Annotated in this window: 18 protein-coding genes; 3 read left to right on the forward strand and 15 right to left on the reverse strand. The window is 50.1% G+C overall.

Going from position 1 to position 20245, the window contains the following annotated elements:
- Positions 1 to 390 precede the first annotated feature (390 nt).
- The 10 genes from FJQ58_RS08655 to FJQ58_RS08700 all read right to left on the reverse strand — a co-directional run bounded on the left by FJQ58_RS08655 (position 391) and on the right by FJQ58_RS08700 (position 11493).
- The gene (locus FJQ58_RS08655) at positions 391 to 1257 is read right to left on the reverse strand and encodes a DUF92 domain-containing protein (RefSeq protein WP_139992356.1); all 867 of its coding nucleotides are present in this window, start codon (positions 1255 to 1257) and stop codon (positions 391 to 393) included.
- A 53-nt stretch (positions 1258 to 1310) separates the two neighbouring features.
- Positions 1311 to 2054 (reverse strand): glycerophosphodiester phosphodiesterase, encoded by a 744-nt coding sequence (locus FJQ58_RS08660; RefSeq protein WP_139992358.1) that lies wholly within the window; start codon positions 2052 to 2054, stop codon positions 1311 to 1313.
- 31 nt (positions 2055 to 2085) lie between these two features.
- Entirely contained in the window at positions 2086 to 3384 is a 1299-nt protein-coding gene (locus tag FJQ58_RS08665) for a CapA family protein (RefSeq protein WP_139992360.1), read from the reverse strand.
- Between the two features lie 101 nt (positions 3385 to 3485).
- Positions 3486 to 4952 (reverse strand): protoporphyrinogen oxidase, encoded by a 1467-nt coding sequence (gene hemG, locus FJQ58_RS08670; protein ID WP_139992362.1) that lies wholly within the window; start codon positions 4950 to 4952, stop codon positions 3486 to 3488.
- A gap of 5 nt (positions 4953 to 4957) precedes the next feature.
- Positions 4958 to 5911, reverse strand: a complete 954-nt coding sequence (hemH, locus tag FJQ58_RS08675) for a ferrochelatase (RefSeq protein ID WP_139992364.1) — start codon at positions 5909 to 5911, stop codon at positions 4958 to 4960.
- Entirely contained in the window at positions 5904 to 6974 is a 1071-nt protein-coding gene (gene hemE, locus FJQ58_RS08680; protein WP_139992366.1) for a uroporphyrinogen decarboxylase, read from the reverse strand. The genes hemH and hemE overlap by 8 nt, the downstream gene beginning before the upstream one ends.
- A gap of 212 nt (positions 6975 to 7186) precedes the next feature.
- Complete coding sequence (locus FJQ58_RS08685) at positions 7187 to 7873, reverse strand: hypothetical protein (protein WP_139992368.1); 687 nt, start codon at positions 7871 to 7873, stop codon at positions 7187 to 7189.
- A gap of 2 nt (positions 7874 to 7875) precedes the next feature.
- Positions 7876 to 8478, reverse strand: a complete 603-nt coding sequence (locus tag FJQ58_RS08690; RefSeq protein WP_139992370.1) for a hypothetical protein — start codon at positions 8476 to 8478, stop codon at positions 7876 to 7878.
- The gene (pilM, locus tag FJQ58_RS08695; RefSeq protein ID WP_139992372.1) at positions 8475 to 9518 is read right to left on the reverse strand and encodes a type IV pilus biogenesis protein PilM; all 1044 of its coding nucleotides are present in this window, start codon (positions 9516 to 9518) and stop codon (positions 8475 to 8477) included. Before pilM ends, FJQ58_RS08690 begins: the two co-directional genes overlap by 4 nt.
- Before the next feature lie 37 nt (positions 9519 to 9555).
- Positions 9556 to 11493 carry a hypothetical protein gene (locus FJQ58_RS08700; protein WP_139992374.1) on the reverse strand — a complete coding sequence of 646 codons (1938 nt, stop codon included), beginning with the start codon at positions 11491 to 11493 and terminating at the stop codon, positions 9556 to 9558.
- Positions 11494 to 11566: 73 nt separating this feature from the next.
- On the opposite strand from FJQ58_RS08700, the gene FJQ58_RS08705 reads away from it, so the two are divergent.
- Positions 11567 to 12022: a type IV pilus modification PilV family protein gene (locus tag FJQ58_RS08705; RefSeq protein WP_139992376.1), complete on the forward strand. Its 456-nt coding sequence runs from the start codon at positions 11567 to 11569 to the stop codon at positions 12020 to 12022.
- Between the two features lie 19 nt (positions 12023 to 12041).
- On the forward strand, positions 12042 to 12548 hold the full coding sequence (locus tag FJQ58_RS08710) for a type IV pilus modification PilV family protein (RefSeq protein ID WP_139992378.1): 507 nt from the start codon (positions 12042 to 12044) through the stop codon (positions 12546 to 12548).
- Here the strand turns inward: FJQ58_RS08710 and FJQ58_RS08715 are convergent.
- The 5 genes from FJQ58_RS08715 to FJQ58_RS08735 form a co-directional block, all read right to left on the reverse strand.
- Positions 12541 to 13317, reverse strand: a complete 777-nt coding sequence (locus tag FJQ58_RS08715; RefSeq protein ID WP_139992380.1) for a prepilin peptidase — start codon at positions 13315 to 13317, stop codon at positions 12541 to 12543. The genes FJQ58_RS08710 and FJQ58_RS08715 overlap by 8 nt on opposite strands.
- 71 nt (positions 13318 to 13388) lie before the next feature.
- A complete protein-coding gene (locus FJQ58_RS33170; protein WP_274382321.1) occupies positions 13389 to 13742 on the reverse strand; it encodes a prepilin-type N-terminal cleavage/methylation domain-containing protein in 354 nt (117 codons plus the stop codon).
- Positions 13743 to 13941: 199 nt separating this feature from the next.
- Positions 13942 to 15153 carry a type II secretion system F family protein gene (locus tag FJQ58_RS08725; protein ID WP_139992384.1) on the reverse strand — a complete coding sequence of 404 codons (1212 nt, stop codon included), beginning with the start codon at positions 15151 to 15153 and terminating at the stop codon, positions 13942 to 13944.
- A gap of 33 nt (positions 15154 to 15186) precedes the next feature.
- Positions 15187 to 16224, reverse strand: a complete 1038-nt coding sequence (locus FJQ58_RS08730) for a type IV pilus twitching motility protein PilT (protein WP_139992386.1) — start codon at positions 16222 to 16224, stop codon at positions 15187 to 15189.
- A 32-nt stretch (positions 16225 to 16256) separates the two neighbouring features.
- Positions 16257 to 17924, reverse strand: coding sequence for a GspE/PulE family protein (locus tag FJQ58_RS08735; RefSeq protein WP_139992388.1), 1668 nt, complete (start codon positions 17922 to 17924; stop codon positions 16257 to 16259).
- Positions 17925 to 18324: 400 nt separating this feature from the next.
- Between FJQ58_RS08735 and FJQ58_RS08740 the strand changes: the two genes are divergently transcribed.
- A complete protein-coding gene (locus FJQ58_RS08740; protein WP_139992390.1) occupies positions 18325 to 19545 on the forward strand; it encodes an MFS transporter in 1221 nt (406 codons plus the stop codon).
- The last annotated feature ends 700 nt before the right edge of the window (positions 19546 to 20245 follow it).

Here is a 20245-nt window from a genome sequence, read left to right on the forward strand (position 1 = left end):
TCCATAGGAAGGTGTAACCGCCCGAAAAAAAGAGCTTACCTGAGAATGAACCATTTTTGTTAGGTAAGACTCCGGTTTTAGGGGGCCTGGCCGTTTGTACAAGATAGCAGTGTCTTGATAAACAAAAATTACAATTTCACTGCAAAAGTGCAGGATAGCTGAGTTGAGTTGCCTTCGTCCGTTGGCAAGCTCGCGCGGGAGTTCCCATGAGTGAGCTCTGGAGCGAGCACGAGTTGAAGCATGAAACTACGCACTTGACCAAGCGTATGCTAAAGAATAAGTTAAATTAATGGCGAAAACATTGTCGCAAACCGGTTTTAACAACCCCCGGAATGAACCAAGCACACCACAACTCCGTCTCACTCAGCAAGCTTAGCCTATAATGCTTATTCAGAGCAGCACATAGCCAATGCCCCAGGCGAGCGCGCCTGCAAACAGGGACGACAGGAGATTCACCCTGTCGTTGTTCAGCCAGGCGAAGCCGCGTACACGCTCCGCCGCGCTCCCGCAATGCGCGGCGCGCTCGGTCTCGCTGCCGCATACCCGGCAGCGATACATGGCCTGGCCCGTTGCGCCGAGCAGCGAGTCGGCGAAAGCGCCGGCCAGGCCGGCGGCGGCCGCGGCGGCGATGTACGCCGCCGCTAAGGCTCCGCCGCCCGGCGTACCCGCAGCAGCCTCTGCAGGCTGCGGGGCCGCCAGCAGCAGCGCGGCAACGGCGCCGATGAACACGGCGCCTGCGAGCGCTGCTGCGCTGCCGAGCGGCGTGACACCGCCGCTCGTGCCAGGGGCTACCGGCTTGCCGCTCGTTACCGATCGCGGCGCCGTCTTGCTGAGGGCCCCGATCTCGGTGGCCCAGGTATCGGCGTTAACCGCAGCCATCACGCCGATATACGCAAACAGCCAGCCTTGATCCGGCCACAGCGCATTCGCGGCGCAGAGAAGCAAGCCTGCGCCGCCGTTAGCCCATACCTGTCCGGCATCGCGCCGGCCGGTTTTCTCATATTTCGCTTCCGCCGTTGCTTTGGCCCGGTGCTTCCGCTTCCACTTCGACCAGAAGCTCGAAGAAACGAAAAAAGCGATCAGCAAGCAAAACCATACCGGCTCGCCCAGCACCGCAAAGCCCGTGCCCATAACAACGGCCGACCACGCGCCCGAAAGCGCGAGCGAACGCGAGCGATAGGCTGCCGCAGCAATAAGGCCGCTGCCGATTAAACCGGCTAGCAACCTTAACCACCATTCCTCCACAATACCAACCATGCCAATCGCGACCTCCCGTTTAGCGGTAAACTACTCAAGTGGCTAGTTACCCCTTACCTATGGCTAACCGTCCGCTGCCGTACCTCATGCCAACGATCAGGATAATTTGTACAAATCAAGATCTCAGGATCAAGCTCAGCAACCTTGCGGATCGCGCGTTTCTCATTTATGGTCCACGCCATGATTTGAATGCCTGCTTCTCTCAGCAGCGCTACGCGCTCCTTATTCAGCTTCGTGTAGGCAATGGATAGAAAATCCGAACCTAGCTCCTTAAGCTCCTTAGGAAGCGTATTGCGCCAGCCGTCGATGATCAAGCCCGTGCGAATAACGCCGGAAAGCTTCTTCATTCGGTATAAGGTCCCTTCATGAAAGCAAGTAATAACGACTTCTTTCTCTGCCTTATACGACTGAATGCATTCCAGTACCTTTTGCTCAATTAGAGGGTAGCGAATGCCGTTGGTCTTCAGCTCGATATTGAGCTTGCAATGGCCAACCGTCTCCTTCAACACCTGATCAAGCGTCGGTACCGGCTCTCCCTGATACTTTTGCGAAAACCAGTTGCCCGCATCGAGCGACGTGAGCTCGGCTGCGGTCAGGTTCTTCACGTCACCCTTCCCGTTTGTCGTCCTACGCAGCGTAGGATCATGGATGACAACCGGGACATGGTCCTTCGAAAGGTGCACGTCAATTTCGATCCATTCCACGTCCGGATCCTGAATGGCCATCCGAATCGCAGCCATCGTATTTTCCGGAGCGCGGCTAGACCAGCCTCTATGCGCTACGCACGGATTTCTCATCAAGCGATCATCCTTTCAAGAACGGTATCCGTTATTCAGCAACGAGGCGGCCATCCGCTTTCAGCTTTACGCCAAAGGATATCGATGACAGGCGATCCAACAGCGTTTGGGCCGCTTCTCCTTCAAGCGGAGTCGGCTGTGCTGCGACCGTAAACATCGGATGGAACGTCAACTCGCAGTCCCCGCTCTTCGTGCATAAAGCGTCAAGCACCCCGGTCTCGCCAGCGGTTTCCTTTGGATACGAACTAAAAATAAAGTTTCCTAAACTGTATGCAATCCATTTGCCTTTATACATTTCAAACCCTTGCAGCACATGCGGATGGCTCCCGATCACAAGGTCAGCCCCCGCATCGATATACTGCTTGCCGAAGTCCGTCTGGTACGCTTCCGGCTGGTCGACGCGCTCCTTGCCCCAATGAACCATGACAACGACAAGGTCCGCCTGCTCCTTCGCTTTGGAAATCGCGTCCGTCGCCCGTTTGATATCATAGCTCTCTGCGAGGCCCGGCGTATTTTTGTCTGCTTTCCACGAGCTAAAAGGCACGACCCTACTCAGGCCGACGTAAGCAATCTTAATGCCACGAACCTCTTTAATCACCGGCGCAAAAGCTTCCGCCGCATCATTCCCTGCGCCCATATGCTCGATACCCGCTTCGTCCAAATACTTCATGGTGTCCAGCATGCCTTCCACACCTTGGTCCAGCGCATGGTTGTTCGCCAGGCTCATAATATCGAAGCCCGCATTGCGCATAGATGGAAGCACATCGGGCGAGCCTTTAAATACATAGGGCGTTCCCGTCACCGGGGTTCCCCTGGTCGTCACCGGAAATTCCAAATTTCCCGCCGTCAAATCCGGTTCGCTGAGATAGAGCAGCGCCTGCTTATACAAATAATCATAACCCTCTCGCTCGGTTACCGCAGCTACATAATCTGCAACTAGCAAATCCCCGACGAATGACAAGCTGACTCGGTCCTCTGCACCTGCTTCCGCTCCCGGATCAGCCGCGCCCCCCTCTTCCTCCTCCGGAAGAATGGCCGCCTCGCCGTCATTGCCGCTATCAGGCTCTTCGGCAGAAGATTTGTCTCCATTCACTGCTTCGTCGTCGCCGGCTGTTCCTTCGTTTCCGGATTTACCAGCCTGCTCTTTCGTGCCTCCTCCCGAGAAGCTCAACCAATCTTTCAGTTGATCCGCTTTCGAGACGGCAAACCATCCGCCTAACAATATAATGATGATACCAAGCAGCGTAAAATTAACAATCATCCGTCTTTTGAGCCTTTTTTTGCGGTTAAGCTTGTCCTGCGAGTGCGTTTCAGAACGGGATACTTGCATCGAAAATGGCTCCTTTGCATTAGGCTTAAAGTCCAACAAGCGCTAGACTCTACCATTATAGCAATGATCCACCTTGGATGGGAGAACAATTCTTCCTATTTCTATTGTAAGATCGCCTGCGCCGCTTCCTTGCCCTGCCTGATGCAATCCGGCAATCCAACGCCGTCGAAGGCTGCACCGGTAATCCAAATGCCAGGCAATTCTTTCTCCAAACGATCGCGCAGCGCCTTCATGTTCGTCAAATGTCCAACCGGGTATTGCGGCATCGAACGCGGCAGTCTCGTAATTTCAGTAAACAACGGATTGGCTTTAATGCCCATCGTTTCTTCAATATCTCTTCGAACAGCCTTGATCAATTCGGCGTCAGGGAGCCTCACGCTTTCCTCGTCGCCAGAGCGGCCGACGTAGCAGCGCAGCAGCACCCGATCATCCGGGCTCGTATGCAGCCATTTATTGGAGGTCCATGTACAAGCCGTAATGTGCAGCCCCTCGGAACGAGGCACAACAAAGCCCGACCCGTCAAAATCCAGCCCAAACGTCGCTTTATCAAATGCCATGACTACATTAGCAACCGATACATAATTAATTCCGCGGAGCTCATGGCAATCGGTCAACGGCTCAAGCAGATCGGCCGCATCATAAGCAGGCGCCGTCATGACGATGCGGTCTGCCAGTAGGCTTTCCCCGCTATCCAGCACAACTTCATAACGTGCGGCTTGCAACTCGCTCGAAAGCTCATCATGGCTCGCATCCGAGCTGCCCGTATGGCGTTTAATCTCAAGCACCTTCGTGCCAAGACGCCTATGCGCCTTGCTCAGCGCTTGATCAAGCGCGTTTACCAACGTCGACAAGCCGCCCTTAAAGGTGAGGAAGGTTCCTCCCTTTGCCACTGCGGGGAGCGAGTTCGCAGCGGCTGTTGCTTTCCGGTTATGCTGCATGCCGCGGATCAAGCTTCCGTGCTTGCGCTCCGATGCTCCGAATTGCGGAAAAGTAGCCTGCAGGCTGAGCTTCTTCAAATCACCCGCATAGATGCCTGCAAGCAGCGGCTCAGCGATCCGCCGCATGACCTGATTGCCGACCCGGCGCTCCAAGAACCCGCCAAGTGATTCATCGCTTTCGTCTTTGCGCACAGGGATAACCAAATCCATAAGCGCCCGCAGCTTGCCTCCCCAGGACAATAGCCCTGTTTTGACAAATGGCCCTATTTCCGTAGGGATGCCGAGAACAAGTCCCGGAGGCATCGGAAACAATTTTCGTTCATGCAAAATATACGTTTTCTTCGCTCCCGGATTCGTTGTCGTCAGCTCGTTCTCTAAGCCAAGCTCCGTCGCCAGATCAATAATGGCCAGCTTGCGCGCCAAAAAAGAATCCGGTCCCTTCTCAATGACGAATCCGTCACGCTGCAGCGTATTTATTTTTCCGCCAAAGGCAGGAGCACCGTCTACGATGGTGATTTCAATGTCCTTGCCTTGCCGCTCCGCTTCCCGCTGCAAATAAAAAGCGGAGCTCAGTCCGCTGATCCCCCCGCCAATAATGACAATTCGATCAGGCTTTCCGATTCTCCGCATCCCATTCATTCCTTCCCGTGGCTATCCAACGCCTCGATGACTGATTCCGCCAACGTTTCCATATAAAGAGGATCGCGATTCAGCATCGCAATGCGATCCAATGTAATATCCAGCTGCTTCGATGCGGCCTGCGCTTCAATATCCAGATCATACAATACTTCCAAATGATCCGACACGAAGCCAACAGGCGCGACCAGCACCGCTTTCACGCCCTGTTCCGCAAGCTCAGGCAAGGTTTCCAAAATATCCGGCCCTAACCATGGATCTCTGGTCCGCCCTGCGCTCTGCCACGTGAACTGCCAATCCTTCACATTCGCCGCCTTCGCAACCGCCGCTGACGTTTCCAGCAGCTGCTGCTCGTAAGGGTCGCCAACCTCCCGAATCTTCACAGGCAAGCTGTGCGCGCTGAACAGCACCTTTACGTTCTCTTCGCCGTCCGTTGCGGCTGCCAAGCGTCCTAACCCATCCACCACGCGGTCCGTAAGCGCCTGAAGCAGCTTGGGATGCATATGGTATTGCTTGACAAAAGTCATGGCGACCCCTAGCTCCTTCGCCTTCTCTTCCGCGCGTTTAATGTAGCTGCCCACGCTCATCGTGGAAAAGTGCGGTGCCAGCACAATGCCTACAGCTTCCGTAATGCCAGCCTTGGCCATTTCTTCGACACCGTCTTCAATGTAAGGCTTCGCATGCTTCAAGCCCTGGTAACAAACAAATCTTCCGGGAGCGAGCTGCTCCAGCTTATCCTGCAAGCCGGCAACCTGTCCATTTGTATTTTCACGCAGCGGAAATACACCGCCCACAATTGCTTCATAACGTCCCTTTAGCTCGGCAAGCAATTCAGGAGTGGGTGCATTTCCTCTGCGGATATGTGTGTAGTAAGCTTCAACGTCATCCATCGATTCCGGCGTGCCGTAAGACATGACGAGTACTCCGATTTGTTTCGCTTGCTGCTCAGACATGACTTGCCTCCTTATCATTGCGTGCTGCGATGGCTTTTTTGGAATAGGATTGCACGAAAGCGGTAAGCTGTGCAAGCTTCTCAATCGATGCTTCAGGGAAAAGGCCATGACCCAAGTTGAAAATAAAGCCAGGCTCCTCTATGCCGCTATCCATAATTTCTTTCGCGTATTCTTCAATGACCTGAATAGGTGCCGTAAGAATGGTAGGATCAAGATTGCCTTGCACAGCAAACCCGTTCGCAAGCCTTCGTCTGCCCTCTGCAATCGATACGCGCCAGTCTAGGCCAATAACATTGGCTTTTACCTGATGCAATTCCGGCAGAAGCTCTCCTGAGCTTACGCCCGGGAAGTAGATTTTCGGCTGTGGCAAATCCGAAAGCTCTGCAAAAATCCGCTCGATCGTAGGCAATACGAACTTCCGGAAGTCAGCCGGCGTCAATGCGCCAACCCAGCTGTCGAACAATTGAAAAGCTTTGCCGCCTGCCGCAATGTGCGCGCGCAAATAAGTAATAACCATATCGCCAAGTTTGCGCATCAGCTCATGCCATAGCTTCGGCTCACTGTACATCATTTCTTTCGTTCGCAAATAGTTTTTCGAAGGTCTTCCTTCAATTAAATAGCTGGCAATCGTAAACGGCGCTCCAGCGAATGTAATGAGCGGAACCTCAAGCTCGCGATCCAGAATACTGATCGTTTCGATGACATGACTAAGATCGCGCTCTACGTCTATTGGTGTCAGTCTCTCAATGTCCGCAGCAGAACGTATCGGATTCGCAATGACGGGGCCGATATTAGCAACGATATCAAAATCAATGCCGATAGAGGCAACAGGATTCATAATATCGGAATATAATATGGCGGCATCTACACCCAGCTTGCGGATCGGCATCATCGTAACCTCAGCCGCCAGCTCCGGCTGCTTGCATATTTCAAGCAATGAATATTTCTCTTTAATTTTGCGGTAATCAGGATCGTATCTTCCTGCCTGCCGCATGTACCATACAGGGATTTGATCAACGTTTTCCTTCTGGCAAGCCCGAATGAAACGGTCGTTATAAGACATTCCCGTTCCCCATTTCTATGTATTTTCCTATGCTTCCATTATGCCCTTTTTCGTCAAACCTAACAACCGCCGCTCGCCGACTTCCTATGACAATAGTATGACAATCAGCTCGCTTCTGCATGAAGGTCCTATGAACAAAAAGATGACTTTATGACAAAGAGCAATCTCGCCCCTATCAAAAAGCCATCTTATCACATTTGCTTTATTTTTGCTTATGCGGTCTGCTCAGCATTGCCCTTCTCCAACTCCTGCTTATTGAAAGCGTCCTTGAATTGCGGGAAATAATAGGCTTGTATGCTCATGCGCAAGGTCAAAAGCGGTTTATCCTTCTTAATAAATGGATGTGAATACAAGTCTGGATATTCCTGATTCGCCGCTTCTTTTGTCAGTTCTGTCAGGCTCCATTTTTGCAAAGTGTACAACCGCTCATAATGATGCAGATTGTCGATATACGACAATAGATTCGGCAAGTGGCCGACTACCGTAACTTCAAAGCTCGTCGTGACGGTTCCCGATCCCGCTGCGTCAGTCTCTGCCGATTGTCCTTCTTCCGCTCCGCTTGACTGGGTAATTAGCGTAGGAGGCGCCTCTGATAGCTGGCCCACATCGTAGAAGAAAATAAGATTATTCGAATCGTCTCTCACCACAGGTACGCGATTAGTTAGTTTCTCGAGCTGTTCATCGGTAATCTTTTCATCCGTGTAATCGTTCCTCACGCTTTCCAGTGTTTGCTTCTGCCCTTCCACCCCTTGCTTGGCTTGCTTTAAGCTGTCCAGCTCCGGCAGAAGATATAGAAATAGCGCAGCAACATTCAGTACCACCACTAGCGCAATCGCGGAAATAAAAATAATTTGGCCTTGAGAAAGGGAAGGCTTGGAGCCGTTCAACTTGATTTGCATAGCTATTCGGCTCCTTTATCGTTAGTAAGCATAATGTCCAGCATCAGCTTATAAACGGATTTTCTCGTCGTCTGTATCGCCTTGCCGCCATCCGTTCCCGATGGAACGATCTCAGCCGTCGTCTGCTCGTCCACTTTTTTGTAGAAGCTGGTCAGTGCTACATCTTGCAGCTTACTGTCCTTCTCCAGCTTCTTCATATAGTCAACGACCTCGCCATATGCCTTAAAATCAAGCTCCATCTTTATTTTGTGCTGGTCATCCGCACTGATCGATACGATCTTGGTCGTTGCAGGCAAATTTCCGATAATCGCTCCCAAATAAGGCTTCCACTCGGTTCGCGCTTCTTCCAGTTGGGCAATCGATTGCTCGGCCTGCTTATAACCCTCCACCTTAACTTTCAAATCCCCGTTGCTGCGGATGGCGTTAATCTCCTCATTCAGTTGCAAGCTTTCCCGCCCTACGCCGTCCTTCTCCGCGCTCCATGTCATCACATAATAGAATTGAGCAGCCAGCGCAATCAGCGTAATGATCAGCAGCAGCGGCATCAGCTTTGGATTTTTGGAGACGGATTTCTGCTTGGCAGGCAATAAGTTTATCGATTTCATGCTTCCTTCCCCCTCAAAGCCAGTCCAAGCGGCACGGCGTAGGTCGGCACATCCCAGCTTGCGGAATTGCCTGCGACCGACAGCAAGTCCCAGCTAACGAGCGTTACCGGAGGGGTTACGTCTTCCTCCATCATAGCGGCGAGCTTAGCCAATTCGGGGATATCGCCGGAAAGCATGATTTTGTTAAATGTTCGTTCACTCTTATTCAAATTATAATAGTAGAAATTCATCAGCCGCTCCAGCTCAGCTATCAAATCCTGGGCAGCGTTCATGAAGGTCTGCTCCGGGCTGGAATAGCTGTCTAGCCAGCTGTTATGCTCTTCCTCTGCTTCGTTGACCACAGGCTTGAACGATACCTCAACATTACGCGTAATTTTAAAATGGCCTTCGTCAATAATCGTAATTTCCGTATTTAGCTCGTTCACGTTGATGATAATATTGATGCCTTCGGCGTTGATTTTGCCCCATTCAATCAACCGCAATAAGGAGAACGACTTGATTTCAATGCTGCACGGAATCAACTTCAGCTGTTCCAGCACGTCCACATAATCCTGCAAAATGCTTGTTGGCGCCGCAACGACCAACACCTCGCATAGATTGGCTTCTTCTGGGAGCACTTCCCCTACATCCTGCGTTGACTTCGGAAGCTTAATGAAATCGTATGAAGGGTCATCAAACGCCATGCTCAGGTTGTTTTTCATTTCGAACTGCACGAGCTTCTTCAGCTCCGCGTTCACCAGATCCGGCAGCTTAATGCTTCGGACCATCGCCATTTGGCTCGGTATCGCAAAATGTACATATTTGCTCGTAAATCTTCTTGCATCAAGCGCCATCTTGATCGTCTCTCGCAGCCGTTCCTTATCGATCACCTTACCGTCATCGATGACGCCTGCGGGCAGCGGCCTGGATGAATAATTCAGCAGCCGGATCGACCGTTTGCCCTTTTGCTGAATCTCGCAAATCTTCACGCCGCTGTCCGTAATTTCGATGCCCAGGGTTTGATGCCCGTTCGCTAGTTTTCGCAGTATGGATGGATTCATCTCTTATCTCCCCTTGTGGCAGCGTCCTGAAATTTTCTTATTTGATGCAAAAGCTTTCTTGTCTTTGGCCGTTATCCAGCCCGCTTACATACCAGCTCTCTGCATATTGCGAATTAAAATTTGTCGTGCCGCCGACATAAAAACCTTTCATTTGGTTGCTGTTCCAATCCTTTGTAACGTTATGAAAGGTTGCATCCTTGAACACCAGCAGCATATTTCCAATATCCAAGCTGCCATTCAGCGTCCAATCGTTAAATTTCAAATTCGATTTGCTGATTAAATTCTCGCCAATTTTAATCTTGGTTGCCGATTGAACGGTGTTTTTAAAAGTAATATCGCCTTTTGTAACCAGCGAGCCCGTAATGTTGAACGTTTTCTCCAGCGTACTCTCCACCGTGAAGCTGCCTTCCACGACCACATTGCCTTTGACATTAAAATCATAAACCGTGTTTTTCAACTGTAGGTTGCCTTTGATAAACATAGACCCGCCGACCTGAAAGTTTTTGTTGATCACATCGTAAAAAATCATATGGTTATTCACGATAACATCCCTGCCAACGACGAAGCCATACACGGTGTTTCTGAATTCAAGCAGTCCATTTACCTTTAGGGAACCTCCAATAGCAAACATCCCTGCCACGCCTTGGCTTTGCTCCGACACCGGATTCAGGAAGAGCATGCCGCCTTGCACGGCTACATCCTTTTTCACGTCAAAGCTTGTAATGCCGTTCGTCGCTTTAATGCTCCCTTTTACAGCCATGCCGCCGTTCACATGCCAACGGAGGACTGTGCTGTTGTAATTAATGTCGCCGTTAACGATAATATCGCCTTTGACAATAAAATCTTTAAGGGTATTGCTTACCGTTACGTTTCCGCCTACGATGAGATCCCCTTCAATAACAATCGTTTCATTGACGCCGCCTTCACCGATCACGACGTTGCCCTTGACGATGACATTTTTGTTGAATGAAATGGTCTTCGCGCTTTTGAGCTCTCTAAATCTTAAATTTCCTCCGACACGAACATCTCCGCTAAATACAATCTGGGCATCAACAATATCCTTAAAATATAAATCTCCATTCGCGACGACCGAATTCCCGTTACTGTCCGCATCGATGATGACATTCTGGTTAATGACCGTGCTAGCAGATCCGCTAATGTTCACATTTCCCGAATGGATAATGGCTGGCCCGGATTGAAATTTCGATACGTCAGCCGATGTCACAGTGCTTGCCAGCGCTGCTGGCTGACTAAAGCGGCTATCCGTAAATACATTTTGAAACGCTCCCGCTATCGCACTGGAAGATTGATTAATATAATAATCGGCCGTACCGCCAAACCATTCTTGAAATTGCTGATCGGTAAAGCTGTTCAAAATATGCGTCAGCGGCAAAGCTTGGCCTGTTGCTGGCGAGATGTAGCATGCAGCGAACAGCTTGTTGTTTTGCACCGTTGTGTTATTTTTCATCAGTACCTTATTGCCTGTACCCGGGGCCGGAGGCGTTGGGGTTGGCGTTGGGCCCGGTGTCGGGGTTGGCACAACGACAACCGGAGGTGCCGTAGCCACATGAAGCGGCAGCAGCTTATATTTGACTTTGCTCACTCGCACCTGATTGCCTACTCCGGCGTTCGCTTCAAAGGTGACGGCTATCGGTTGGTTTGAGCTGTTGTTTAGGACGGTTGCCCGCACGTTTAATCCGTCCATCCCATTGATGACACCTACTAATCGTTCAATGTTCGCTTTTGTATTGTTGGCATCATCGAGTTTCTTCATATCCTCGTACATTCTGGCGAAGATCGTCATGCCGGAATGGGCCTCCGTAAACGACTTCTCAGAATTTGCGTTCGTTTTGGCTTGCAGCAGCCCAATATTCGTACTCATAGCAAGCGGAGCGACAACAATGGAGAGCATGACGATAAAGCCAAAAACCAGCATTAGCGTCCCGCCCTTTTCGGACTGTATGTATTTAATCATTGCCTTTTCCTCCTTAAGCATATTATTCTATGAGTAAATCAATCCGACTACTTTACTATAAAGGAGCTGCCCGATGCGTAATCAGAAGGGGTTAACATTGATCGAAGTCATGGGCTCGATCGTCTTGCTAGGTATCGCCGTCCTAGGCATCACCTATATTTTGCAGCAATCCTCCATCGATACGAAGTCCAACGAGAAAACAGATGATGCCGTAGTTGCGGCTCGTAACGTGATGGAAGAGATCAAGAGCAAACTCAAATCAAACGTTGCCGATACAACTGTCTATGGACAAGCCCTATCGCTTTCCAATCTTCGCAATCGTTCGTCGGCCACCTTGTATTACCCAAGCTCTACCGATCGCCGTTACGAGCTAGTCGTCCACTCTTATGCAACTTCGCTAGGAACGGTACCGATTACAGATACGGTAAGCTCCAATCTGGATACGATATTCCGCAGGGTGACCGTCACCAGCAAGGAACTATCCACCTCGAAAACATTTGAACTTGAAGCCTACATTGAATACCATTAGAGCGGAAGAGGTGAGCACGATGCACAAACGATTGAAAAATGAAAAGGGACTCACTCTCGTAGAAGTAACCGGTGTGCTGGTACTTTCGGTCGTCATTTTAGGATTCTTAATCTATCTTCTGAATTATTCCAATACGAGCCTTCAGCAAGTGTCCGCTAGGGAGAAAACGCTGCAGCAGTCACGAGATATTGTCAGTCAGGTTGTCAAAACCGTCCGCGACGGCTATGCCCCTTCTCCGCTGGTTAGCAAATCAAGCAATTTGCGATTGGTCAGCGCCGATAACGACAAGGCCGTTGATTACAGCTACGATAGTGCTGCCAAGTCTTTAACGGTCACCCATCGATCCATTGACGGCAACGGAGTTCTCTCAGCCCCTACCTCCAGCTATACCTTCTCGGACAAGGTCGAGAGCATCCTGTTTGACGCCAAAGACGGACGAATCGAAATCACCTTGGAGATGAAGCTGCCTAACCAGCAAACAAAGAAAACGTCTACCGTTGTTTATACCACTCAGCGAATTAGCTAAATGACAACAGTGACAAATACCACTCAATGAAGCCGTTCCCCCAGTAATACGCCGCTAGCGCTCCTAGGGCGATATAGGGGCCGAACGGTATTGTTTTGCCTCTAGCTTGAGCCCCCGTTGCTATTAAAGCGAGCCCACCGATTAATCCAAATAAACTGGCGAGAAACAGACTTAGCAAGGTAAGCTTTACGCCGAGTATTAAGCCAATGAACACATATAGCTTAATATCCCCCCCACCCATCGTCTCCTTCTTCAAAATCCAACTGCCAATCACAGCAATGAGCAGCAAAGCTCCGCTGCCAACTAACGCAGCAATTCCATAATGCAATAACGGAAGCGGATGAACGAATAATCGGATAACGATTGCCCCGATTACCCCGGCCGCCACCACTTTATTTGGAATAATCATATCGGTCAGATCGGTTTGCACGATGATGACGAGAATACAAATAAAAAATAAAACGGCAATCAATTCGAGCTGCCAGCCGATCGCGTAAGCGGCATGCGCAAACAAAACCGTCGTGATCAACTCGCCTAACGCATAGCGCCATGCCAAGGAAGGTTTGATTTTCCGTTGATTAATGCCGGACATTATCTTTTTAATGATCAGCATAAGGCCAAAGAAACGTTGTTTGGTTTGTTTATTTAGAGCATACGCTTGCGGGTTCACAGACTGAAAACGCGTGTCCCACTGGATGGCTATCGCACTCAGAAAGCCGCTTACAAGCAATCCTAAAAGGGCGAAAACAAGTATATAAGGTGCGGTCATTTTCTCTCTTCCTTGCTGGGAAATTTATAGAAAGGCAACCCTGATGGGTTGCCTTTCTTCATTCAACTTTATTAAGATCGAGTTAACCCTACCGACCAAACACCATTTGCTTGTGTTGGCGTTAAAACTACAGTATTACCACCTTTGTTGAAGGTCGGAGCTTTCGTCAAGTAACCACCTGAAACAAGTTGATCGACAGTAACTGTAGTTACTGGGGTTGAAGCACCTTCATTATCAACCATATAACGAACCGCCGCTTCTACTATTAAAGTCTCACTTGCCGTGTCAGCCTTAGTTTTCGATTTTTCTATCGTCCCACCAATAGCCGGAATAGCAATCGCAGCAATAATCCCCACAATAACTAGTACAGCCAGCAACTCGATAAGCGTAAGACCCTTTTGATTCCGTTTCAATGCCATCAACATAAACATTCTCCTCTCAATTTGTGAAACAATTTGGTAACACATGTAAAGCTATATTAATAGGACAGCATCATACGCCTGTGCCTACTAACATTCCATTCTCTATCATTGCTAGTTTCCAAGATAAAGAGACTAGCAACTATAGGTATAGCAGCTCTGAGCAAGGGGTACATCTATGCTCAGAAAGTTTTTTAGCTTCAGCTTACAAATAGCTCTGCATCATTTTGAACGTTGGCATCATGACTGCCATAACGATGACGCCTACGACGCCCGTGAGCAGAACAATCATCAGCGGCTCCAGCAGCGCCTTCAGGCGGTCCGCCATCTGGTCCACGTCTGCCTCATAGAAATCGGCGACCTTGTCGAGCATGTCCTCTGTCGCGCCTGAGCGCTCGCCGATCGCGATCATCTGCACGACCATCGGCGGGAACAGCTTCGATTGCTTCAGAGGCTCTGACATCGTCTCCCCGCTCAGCACCTTTTCCCGAATATCGGAAATAACCTTGCCGATCGCCTCGTTGCCAACGACGTTAGAGACGATCGACAAGCCCTGCATAAGCGGAATCGCCGCTGCAATCAAAGAGCTGAATGTACGCGAAAACCGGGCGATCGCCTGTTTATGCCATAGCGTGCCGAACACCGGTATTTTGAGCAGCCAATAATCCAGCTGTTGCCTGCCTGCTGCTGTACGTCTAATGAGCTTCCATACGATAGTCGGCACAAACATTGCTGCAATCACAATGTACCAATAGCCCTGCATAAATTCACTGACAGCCATGACGATGCGCGTAGGCAGCGGCAGCTCGATTCCCATGCCTGCGAAGCTGGTCACATACTGCGGAATGACAAACAGCATCATAAAAATAACGACAAGCACCATCATGACGAGCATGACTGCCGGGTAGACCATGGCTGATTTGACCTTTTCCCTCGTGTTGCGCTCTTTCTCGAAAAATATAGCGAGCCGATCCAGCATCGTGTCCAGGTTACCCGCTACCTCGCCGGCTTGTACCATGCTGACGAATACCGAGGTAAACACGGTTGGATAAGCAGCTACCGATTCCGAGAATTGCTTGCCTCCCCGCATCTCCTCGGCAATCGTAACGAGCAGCTTGGACAAGGTTTTGCTATTCGTCTGCTCGCTGAGAATTTGGACGGATTCAACCAAGCTCACGCCTGCGCGGTACATCGTAGCCAGCTGCCGGCAAAACACCGTAAACTGATCCATTTTGACCCTTGGGCCGCCGAACGAAATATCCTTGTATAACGTCGTCTCGTTCGTATCTAAAATATCCGTTACCCATAAGCCCTTTTCACTTAGCGCCTCGCGGGCGCGCTGCATCGAATTGGCCTCCAAGATGCCCATCGATTTCTTGCCGCTGGATGTGACCGCCTTATACCGGTATTTCGGCATCGAATCAACTCCACTGAAACTCAATTGTTAATCTTAAAGCTCCCCAAAACCGAACAAAGCTTCCCGCGCATCCTGGATTTTCACATGCCCTTGGTTAACGAGATCCCTCAGCGCGTACTCCATCGTCTGCATGCCTAGCGCCTTGCCCGTTTGCATGACCGAACGAATTTGATAAATCTTCTCGCTGCGGATCAAGTTAGCGACGGCTGGCGTATTCGCAAGCACCTCGAAGGCAGCCGTTCTGCCTTTGCCGTCAGCCCTCGGCAGCAGCCGCTGCGAGATAACGCCTAACAAAACCGCCGCCAGCTGGATTCTGATTTGCGCCTGCATGGCGGGAGGAAATACATCAATGATCCGGTCGATCGTTTGCGGAGCATCCGCCGTATGCAGCGTTCCAAATACGAGATGTCCCGTCTCGGCTGCGCTGATGGCGGTGCTGATCGTCTCCAAATCCCTCATTTCGCCGACAAGCACGATATCGGGGTCTTGCCGCAGCGCAGCCCTGAGCCCATGGGAGAAGGACGGCGTGTCGAGCCCCACTTCTCGTTGGTTGACCATCGATTTCCGATGATCATAAATAAACTCGATCGGGTCCTCCAACGTAATGATATGCGAGTTTTCCGTTCGATTGAGATGGTCAATGATGGACGCTAATGTCGTTGACTTCCCGCTTCCGGTAGGACCGGTAACAAGCAGCAGGCCCTGCGGCTTCTTAGCAAATTCAGCTGCGATGCGCGGCAGGCGAAGCTCTTCCATCGTCGGAATGACGCTCGGTACGATTCGGATCGCAAGCCCAACGCTTCCCCGCTGCTTATAGGCGTTGATCCGGAACCTTGCAAGGCCAGCAACGCCATAAGAAAAATCAACGTCGCCATTTTGCTGAAGCGTCTCATACCGCTCGTCCGTCATAAACTGCTTAGCCAGCTCAAGCGTGTCATTGGGCTTTAACAACGTATCGTTGATTGGCTGCAGTTCTCCATGAATTCGAAAAATAACGGGCGAGTTAACCGTGATGTGAATATCGGATGCTTGTTTTGAATGAGCTAAATAAAGCAATTCCTCTGCCTGCATGGACAGCACCCTTCCTGCTGAACGGTAACCTTTTACTCGCCATGCCCAAGAACACGAAACACCTCGGTCACGGTCGTATGGCCTTCAACGGCCTTCTGCAGACCATCTGCCAAAATCGGGATCATTCCCTGCTTCAGCGCATGCTCGTAATACTCGTTATCCGACCGCTTTGAAATAATTAATGAACGAAGCTCGTTGTCTATCATCAGTACCTCATGGATGGCCAACCTTCCCTTATAGCCGGTTCGGCCGCATTCTCCGCAGCCTGCTCCTTTGTATAATTGTTCGGTTTCGATCCCGTGGCTCGTAACAAGCTCCAGCTCTTTGTCAATTGGCGTGTAACGCTGCTTGCAATGGGTGCAAATCCTTCTTACCAGCCGCTGGGCTACGATACAATTCACCGAAGAGGAAATGAGAAACGGCTCGACGCCCATATCGATCAGTCTCGTTATGGAATTGACCGCATTGTTTGTATGTAACGTACTTAGAACAAGGTGACCGGTCATCGCGGCCCTTACGGATATTTCTGCGGTTTCCGAGTCCCTGATTTCTCCTAGCATGACGATGTTCGGATCCTGTCGCAAAATAGCTCTCAGCCCTCTGGCGAAGGTTAACCCAGTAAGAGGATTTACCTGCACCTGATTGACCCCTTCAAGCTGGTACTCTACCGGATCCTCTACGGTGATGATGTTGACATCATCTTTGTTCAGATGCGCAAGCGCCGAATACAAGGTAGTCGACTTACCGCTGCCGGTTGGCCCCGTAATCAATACGACCCCATAAGCCATCTCAATGCTTTTGCGAAAAACCTGTTCGTTCCGTTCCGAAAGCGCCAGCTTCGAGATGTCAGCGAGTGAGTTGCCAAGATCCAGCACCCGGATAACGACTTTTTCCCCGTGGATCGTTGGCAGCGTAGATACCCGGACATCCACCTTCCGAAAATCGATGTCAAGCTCTACCCGTCCATCCTGTGGAAGCCTTCGCTCGGCAACGTTTAGATTGGCCATAATCTTGATGCGTGCGACGATAATCCCATGCATATTGGGAGGAAGCGTCCTCTCCGTCCGCATCACGCCATCCACCCGGTAACGGATGCGGAAGCTTCCGTCCTGCGGGTCCAAATGGATATCGCTCGCTCCGAGCTGAACGGCCTGTGCAATCACTTGATTGACCGTCTTCACGACAGGCGAATCCTCATCCTGAATCGCGTGATCCTCGTCTATATCCTTTAGCTGCAGGTTCTGGCTAATTTGCTCAATCGTATCCTGCAATCCGTAAAAACGATTAATTGCACGAACAAGCTCATCTTTGGATGCAATTACCGGTTCAATTCGAAGTCCCGTAGCAATTCTGATCTCATCAATCGCAAAGTAATCCAGTGGATCGGCCATGGCAAGAATCAGTCTATTGCCTTCCATACGAAGCGGCATGACGCAATGCTGGTCAGCTAGCTTCTGTGAAATTAATTGAATAATTTTCGGATCAATTTTCTGGCGATAAATTTGTACATGCGGAATGCCGAGCTGGAATTCCAGCGCCTCAATAAACTGCTGCTGCGTTATGTAACCTTTGGAAATGAGCACATCTCCAAGTCTTGTCTTTAATTCCCGCTGTTGAATGAGTGCCTGCTGCAACTGCTCCTCGGTTATTACCCCGGACTCGACTAGCAAATCTCCTATTCGTTTACGGGCTCCTGACATCATTCATCACCAACTAACTGATCATAGATTTGCAAATAAAGTAGAATGCTCCGCTACCATGTTGAAACTTGACTTAATTAAAACAAGGAATAGTATTCCTGTCAATGACTTTCGACCTATTTTCCCTGATTATGGATAAGTATATTTTACCATAAGATTTTGTAAACATTTCCACGCAAGACCATATGACTATAGGCTTTTTTGCGACTAAACGACCAGTTGAATATTTTGTCGAATCTTGTCTTCATTTTACTACATTTCGACAAAATAAGTAGTGTCCAATTTCCCAATTAATTGGGACTCGTTCTTAATTTTTTTCATTTTTAATGCAATTGCTCCTCTTTTCTTGGTCAAGATCCGCTTGAAGAAATCATGCAATCACTTATGCTATACTTTGGAAATGGAACAATGGAAAAAAAATCTGATCGTGTTGTGGTTCGGACAGTTTCTCGTTATGGCTGGAATGACGATGATCATTCCGTTCCTGTCCCTCTACCTGCAATTTGATTTAGGCTTGTCCGACAAGCATGAGATCGGCATCTGGGCCGGTATTATTTTTGCCGGAAACTTCGTTACTTCCTTTATATTTCAACCGATTTGGGGCAAAATGGCCGACCGATACGGTCGAAAAATGATGCTGCTCCGCTCAGGCTTTGGCATGTCCGTCGTTATGGTCCTCATGGGCTTTGCCACAAATCCTTGGCATTTGCTGCTGCTGCGCATGGTGAATGGCACGATTTCCGGCTTTAATCCGGCCTCCATCGCCCTCATCTCGGCAACGACGCCAAAAGATAAAATGGGCTTCGCCATGGGAACCATTCAATCCGGCGGCATTGCCGGCACGATACTCGGCCCGTTTATAGGCGGATTGCTCGCAGACAGCATAGGCTTTCGCCCTATTTTCTATCTGACGGGAGCTTTGCTCTTCGCCGCTTCGCTACTTGCATTACTCGTAGTCAAAGAGCCCTTTGACCGCATGAAAGCCGCGCAGCGCGTGCAAGCCTCCGTCATTGAAGGATTTCGCAAGCTAAGCGGAATCCCGCAGCTTACTGCGCTGTTTGCCGTCACCTTCCTTATCCAGTTCGCGATGATGAGCCCGATGACGCTGATTCCGCTTTATGTGCAGGAGCTCCATGGTACGACTGCGAACCTCGCCTTTTTTGCAGGGTTTGTCGGCTCCGTCACTGGTCTCTCCAACCTAATCGCCTCGCCGCTGTTAGGAAAGTTAAGCGATAAGGTCGGTGCGGAACGTGTGCTTGGCGTGGCACTAGTTGGAGCCTCGCTTGCTTTTATTCCGCAGGCGCTAGCGGGAACTGTCTGGCAATTGCTGATCGCGCGCTTTGTACTGGGCATTTTTCTGGGGGGTCTTATTCCAGCCGTAAACTCCCTAATTCGAAAATATACGCCGGACGGCATGGAAAGCCGCTCCTACAGCTTCAATACCAGTACAATGAGCCTCGGCAATATGATCGGCCCGATCACGGGCGGCGCCTTGTCAGGCTGGATCGGCATTCAAGGGCTGTTCCTGCTCTCGGCGGTCATGCTGATGATCAATGCGGCATGGGTTTACCAATCGCTGCTGCGCAAACGGCCGCTTTTGCATCAAGGCAAAGACGGCTGACTTGTTCTTACGGGCATAGATAAGGGCATGCGGGAAGTCTTCCTTCCCCGCATGCCCTTTTTTCTAATGTATTCCTAACTGGAAATTCAAGCTCAAATCCCATGATGACATTTGTCGTTTTTTGACATATCATGCCACTGATCACTCGCCCAATTGACGTCTCTATGCCACACTCGAAGCTTACCTGTTCACAAGTAGGACAACAAAGCTATCATTGTAAAAATCTCTTTCCTCCCACCAGCAGTAACCGGCCCTTTTTTCGTGCGTTAAGAACATATACGTGCTTAAAGACCTCAAAGACTAGCCAAGCAGCTACTGTAAGAACACATATGCGCTTACAGCGCTCCCACCACCAGTAACCTGCTCCTTTTTCGTGCGTTAAGAACACATATGTGCTTACAGACCTCAAAAACTAGCTAAACAGCTGCTATAAGAACACATATGCGCTTTCAGCGCTCCCATCACCAGTAATCAGCCCAATTTTCGCACGTTAAGAACACATACGTGCTTACAGACCTCAAAAACTAGCTAGACAGCTACTGTAAGAACACATATGCGCTTACAGCGCTCCCAGCACCATTAGTCGGCTCCTTTTCCATGCGATAGGAACACATATGCGCTTACAGACCTCAAAAACTAGCTAGACAGCTACTGTAAGAACACATATGCGCTTACAGCGCTCCCACCACTAGTAACCAGC

The sequence above is a fragment of the Paenibacillus paridis genome (assembly GCF_006345825.1).
Taxonomy (GTDB): Bacteria; Bacillota; Bacilli; order Paenibacillales; family Paenibacillaceae; genus Pristimantibacillus; species Pristimantibacillus paridis.